Origin of the sequence: Paracoccus haeundaensis (genome assembly GCF_006239215.1) — a bacterium.
In the GTDB taxonomy this organism is placed as follows: Bacteria; Pseudomonadota; Alphaproteobacteria; order Rhodobacterales; family Rhodobacteraceae; genus Paracoccus; species Paracoccus marcusii.
Map to the genome: position 1 here is coordinate 1 of NZ_VDDC01000077.1, position 5193 is coordinate 5193.

Consider the following 5193-nt stretch of genomic DNA (forward strand, 5'->3'; position numbering starts at 1 on the left):
GATTTCTCCGTGGAGGCTGACGCGCAGCGGCACCAGAGCCCGTGTTCGGATCGCCGGCCGGATGGCAGGCGGAAAAACGAAATGAAAAATCGTCAGGCGTGCCAGAGCGAAGCGGAGGCGCGGCTGTCCTCTGGATCAGCGATCGCGGTGCCCGCGATCACCATATCTTTTACAAAGCAGTCTCTCGAGTGTCAGGCAGCATCGACACGAAGAGCCCTTAGCTGCCGGTCATGGGTGCGGGGTTCGAAGGGCATCAATCCCTCTATCTTCGTATCCCTCAGCATATCTCCATGCTATCGCCAACCGTGGAGCTTTCACGATGAGGTTTGATTTGAAGTCGTCCAAGGAAATATGTTTGATATTTGATCTGGACGGAACGCTGGTCGATAGCGAGAGCATCAATGCCAAAGCTCTGATCGCCCTCTATGAAAAGCTTCCGATCACAGTCGAAGAACTTGTTTGCGACTACCGAGGTTGGAAGTTGGCAACCATTGTTGCGGATATCGAAAAGCGGTTTGGAGCAATTGCGCGCCCTGGAGCACAGGACCGCTACCACGCGGCAGTTGAAGCGCTTTTCACTACCGATCTTCGGGCTTTCGATGGCGTAAAAACGGCCTTGCAGGCGCTTACTTATCCGAAATGCGTTGCCTCTAGTGCACCCAAAAGTAAGATCGAAACCGCCCTGCATGCAGTTGGGCTATTAGAGGTTTTTGGGCCGCATTTGTTCAGCTCTTACGAAGTTGGTCATTGGAAGCCTGATCCACGGCTTTTCTTGCATGCCGCAGAGCGTATGGGCTACGCGCCAGAAAATTGCTTTGTCATTGAGGATAGTCTCGTAGGTATCCAGGCTGCGGAAGCAGCTGGTATGACCCCTTTTCTTTTTGGCTCCGCCCACGCCTACCATGCATCGTGCTTAAATTTTCAGAACTACTCCGACCTGCAGTCGATGCTTGAGGCTGCAATATCTAGACGATCACGCTAGCGTAATACCTCAGTGTTTGCGGATGGCCGCTGCGTCCCGCATAGCCGCCGCCAGGGCGGCGCTAAGGCGTAGGCGCAAGGAGCTCACAGCCGACATTGACACGGCACATTGCCCAAATGAACCTGCGCCCTGATTAAAGGGTGTTCAGCATGATCCAGACCGACCACCTCACTTTGAGGAAACCGTGCTCGTCGGACATAGACGATTTGTTTGAGTTTCTGGGTGATGCGGAGGCCATGGCCTACACCCACCGGGATGCGACATGGAGAGACTGTCGCAAACGGGTGCTCGTCCACGAATGGTTCCGCCGCAAAGATCGCGCTGCGCCTTGGGTGGTCGTTAACCGTGCCGACGGGCGCGTCATCGGTTGGGGCGGGCTTTATCAAGACCCTTTTGAACGAGGGTGGGGATACGAAGTTGGCTACTATTTCCACCCTGATGCTTGGGGTCGTGGCTTCGCTTCCGAGCTGGTTACGCGCGCTCTGGTGGAAGCTGACGAACGGCTAAAGCTTGCAGAAGTCTGGGCTATGGCCCACCCCAGCAACCCCGCTTCAAAACGAGTGCTGGAGAAAGCTGGATTTGTGGAAGAGCGATACCTTCCTGACAGGCCGCGTTTTCTACTTCGACGGCCTCGCCCTTTGGTGAAAGCATGATTTCCGGCAATTAACCGGTCTGAGCTTCCGCTTTGTCCCGCACAGCGGACGGAAGATGGTGGCGGTCGACGGTCTGCTGTGCGGGACATTCCTGCCGGTTGTGCAGTTGCCTGTAGTGGCTCGCCTGGCTTACTTAGGCTGACACTGCAACCGGATCGAAGCGTTCTGCCCCTGCGCCTTGAGCTCATCGATGGTTGCTTTGAAATTCATTTCATTGTCCCATGCTTCCAATCTCATCTCGCACTCCGTGCGAGACACGCCGTCTTCATATCCGGCCAAAATCAGGGTCTCGAACTCACCCTTGGTGTTCAGGATATTGACCGTGGGCACGTAGAGCGGGTCCATTGCCAGCGCGATAGAGGCAAGCGCAGGCATGGTCACTATAGCGAGCGCAATTGTTCTAAATTTCATGGTCTCAATTATTCCTACAGCTGCGCTACAGTCGGCCAAGAAAATACAAATCCGCGGCTGACCTTGCGCTGCGTTCCTTACTAAAGCGTGCAGTTACCAAGCTACCACTGGAGCACGTAAACTGCGTTGGTGACGTATTTTATGAGAGTTGACTAGATTGTTCGGACAGTTTCGCTGCGGACGCCGACATCGTGGAGCCGCGTTCGAAGGGCATCGAAGCGGCGAACAGCGCTGGCAATTGCCTGCTGTTGGGCAACATCAAATGTACCGTCGCTTTTGACCGGAATATCGACCTCCTGCCCCCGAACGCGAGTCGCAAAAAGTTTGGCCTCATATAGGAAGCCGCCTTTGTAAACAGCCGCTTTCAAGGCTACGGCAAGATAGTCGAGGTCAATGTCCTCACCGTTAACTTCGACGATAATAACATCATCGGTAATGCCACACTGGTCGCGACGTACATAAACCTTGCCGACGCTTGCGCCGTTTGCGTTAACCGTGACAATGCCTTTTGGATTATCGGCCTGGTTTTCGATTCTTCCGCCCTTGTGCGTGGCGAAATAAGAGGCGTCCACCAGTCCTTTGATTTCCCGCTCCGTTTTGAAGCAGCTGTAGATAGGCAGATTGCCTGGGTTTTCACGGATCTCCTTGCCCGTGACGCGGGTTCCGGAGCGCACATGGAAATAGGATTGGTCACCTATGCCGATGGTCTGTGTGGGGCCGGATGTTAGTGACTGCAATTCCTTCTTTGCGACTTCCATCTCGTCGCTGATTTCCTGCAGCTCAGTCCTAGTCTCGTCGATGAAGTCCACGCGTGTAACAGCGGACTCTTTCTGACCGAGATCCACCAGCTCTTCCTCAGTCCAGAATCTGGTGACGTCCCAGCGATCATTTTCGGTGAAATTATCAGCGTCAACGAGCTTGGCTATTGCTGAGCCATCGGCGGCCGTCACATCGCCCTTTGCCAAGTTGACAAACATCTCCGCAATATCGGAGAGATCGTTGTCCCTTGGGGAGGGTACACGTTCCCAGTTCAATGTTTCACCTATTGTCCGGGCAATTCCGCACAGCACATCGGGCCGAGCATCGGCGGCAGTGTGACGCTTTTCGAGCACTAAGATGTAGGTCAGCTGCGCGGTGTTAAAGAAGGTGTTCCGCGGCAACGCAATGGAAGCGAGGAGATTGCACTCTTCGAGAATGCGCCGCTTGGGTCCAGGGTCCGTTCTGTTCAACAGGCCAAGCGGAACAATGACAAAAGCCCGCCCGCCGGGTTTCAGGGCGCCTGAGATATAACGGAGGAAGAGTGCTTCCACACCAAGACCGGACTTGTCATAGTAGTCCCGAAGGTCGGTGCCGTTACTGCCGGTTCCCGCCTCTCTTACTTCGTCTTTATAGACACCGCTGCCTTTGGTGACGTAAGGCGGATTTGTAAGGATCACATCTACGACTTCACTAGGAGGGTTCTCTAGCGATCCTAGCGTCTCGTTGGAGTTCATCAGCACAAAAGTTTCCGCCATCAGTTGGTTCAGCGCACTGATCGTGATGGACGGATCTCGGACGGCTTCAGCGTGGTGAATGAGTGTGTTCGCCTTCGCGAGGATGTGCGTGTTTGCATCCACATCAACGCCGATAAACTTGATGCGGCGATGGGCCTGCCCTTGGGAGAACGTGGTATTACCTGCTATCTCTGGTACCAGCAACGGCGGCTCCAAAATGAATCCGCCGACTCCCGCAGCCGGATCGAGCACAATCGCGCCGTCCGCCAATGTATCCAGACGGGCCATGCGGATCATAGGACGTACGACGTTACGCGGCGTGAAGAATTGGCCGAGTTTCTGCTGCCGCGCGCTGCGGCGAAGGAAGGTTTCGTAGAGCCGAAGCTTGAATTCCGGGTCTATGGTCGTAAGCGGTCCAAAATCCTGAAAGTCGTTAAGGATGTCAAGAAAACTACGGTTGAAGCCTGCCAAGGTCACGCTGGAGGAGCGGAGAAAGGCAAATCCATTGATGACCGAAGTCTTTGAGACGATGGTGCTGAGGCCGAACGTGCTGCCAACTTGAGGATCAAGTGCCACGGTGTTGTCAGGAAAGATGCTTTTGATGAACGGCCGGATCTTAGACACATAGTACTCGATGGCCGTAATACCGTGCTGCTCTTGGAACGTTTTGGGGTCGGCTAGAAGGCCATAGAAGCGATACGCCTCGGGCAGGGTCTTCAGTGGCAGATTGTCCGAGAGAAACTTTAGTACGAAGATTTCCACAAAGGTCAGCAAGCACTGCTTAGGCTCTTCCTTTGTGGCATGCCAAATGGTCTGCCAGATCTTTTCCGCGAGCGGAGCAGGATCCTTCGATACTCCGGCGTCACCTGCCAGCAAGTTTGCCAAAACGCCAGGTCCAAAATCCCGCTTATCTGCGAAGTACACGATTTCTCCCTTAGCCAAGGAGACCTCTACGTCAATGTAGTACCAAGCCTTGCCGTCTGACGTGATTGCCACCCGAGCACCTATGGCCGCGGCGGCAAACAGGCCCTGCTCGGAGGCTCTCAAGAGCTCATTGGGGGACCGCATTTTTGTCGGCCCTTTGTGCTCGCCCGTGGCGACGGGCTCAAGCTTGCCTTCTCTCCGCATCAGGAAAACCCGATCTGGCTTCGCGGATTCAGGCTTTTTTAGCTTCTTGTAAGCCTGAAATGGAAAGTTGATGTCTGCGGCGACGATGGTGTCCACACCCGCCGCCCTAAGCTCACGGATGCTCGTGGCCCCGATGTTGAGTTCTTCGTAATCGCCGAATTTGGTGCCCTTGAGCGATCCTGTGGAAAGGTAGCTTCGCTGGTTCAGCTCTTCGTTCGACATAGCCCGTCCTTAACCCGACGCAGATGTCGCGTGGTGTCGTAGTAATAGAACCCGAGAGACCATAACGGCAAGCTGACAGGTGCTTACTGTCCAGTGCCCATACGAACTTTCTGGAAGGGCCCAAAGCGGTAATATTGCTTGGCAAACGAGGCAAGATTGCTTGGTTCATGAACCGGTATTGCCGGAGTTTCTGCCTGCGGCACGGCAAATCTGCGCGTGAATCTACATTCTGTCAAAGGATCGGAGCCGGGGGGTGGTGCGGCCCGCAGCCGAAGGCGAGGACACGGCCCCCGGTGGAGACGAC

4 protein-coding genes are annotated in these 5193 nt (G+C 54.8%); 2 read left to right on the forward strand and 2 right to left on the reverse strand.

What is annotated here, in order from left to right:
• The first annotated feature begins 319 nt into the window (after positions 1-319).
• Together FHD67_RS19825 and FHD67_RS19830 are read left to right on the forward strand one after the other, a co-directional pair.
• On the forward strand, positions 320-982 hold the full coding sequence (locus tag FHD67_RS19825) for an HAD-IA family hydrolase (protein WP_139599806.1): 663 nt from the start codon (positions 320-322) through the stop codon (positions 980-982).
• 149 nt (positions 983-1131) lie between these two features.
• On the forward strand, positions 1132-1635 hold the full coding sequence (locus tag FHD67_RS19830; protein WP_139599807.1) for a GNAT family N-acetyltransferase: 504 nt from the start codon (positions 1132-1134) through the stop codon (positions 1633-1635).
• A 129-nt stretch (positions 1636-1764) separates the two neighbouring features.
• Here FHD67_RS19830 and FHD67_RS19835 read toward each other — a convergent pair whose 3' ends face one another.
• A complete protein-coding gene (locus tag FHD67_RS19835) occupies positions 1765-2046 on the reverse strand; it encodes a hypothetical protein (protein WP_176695229.1) in 282 nt (93 codons plus the stop codon).
• Positions 2047-2198: 152 nt separating this feature from the next.
• Complete coding sequence (locus FHD67_RS19840) at positions 2199-4889, reverse strand: N-6 DNA methylase (RefSeq protein WP_139599809.1); 2691 nt, start codon at positions 4887-4889, stop codon at positions 2199-2201.
• Between the last annotated feature and the right edge of the window lie 304 nt (positions 4890-5193).

Excerpts from the sequence above, each read along its gene's own strand:
- FHD67_RS19840 (WP_139599809.1), bottom strand. The coding sequence starts at position 4,889 with ATGTCGAACGAAGAGCTGAACCAGCGAAGCTACCTTTCCACAGGATCG.
- FHD67_RS19835 (WP_176695229.1), bottom strand. The coding sequence starts at position 2,046 with ATGAAATTTAGAACAATTGCGCTCGCTATAGTGACCATGCCTGCGCTT.
- FHD67_RS19825 (WP_139599806.1), top strand. The coding sequence starts at position 320 with ATGAGGTTTGATTTGAAGTCGTCCAAGGAAATATGTTTGATATTTGAT.
- FHD67_RS19830 (WP_139599807.1), top strand. The coding sequence starts at position 1,132 with ATGATCCAGACCGACCACCTCACTTTGAGGAAACCGTGCTCGTCGGAC.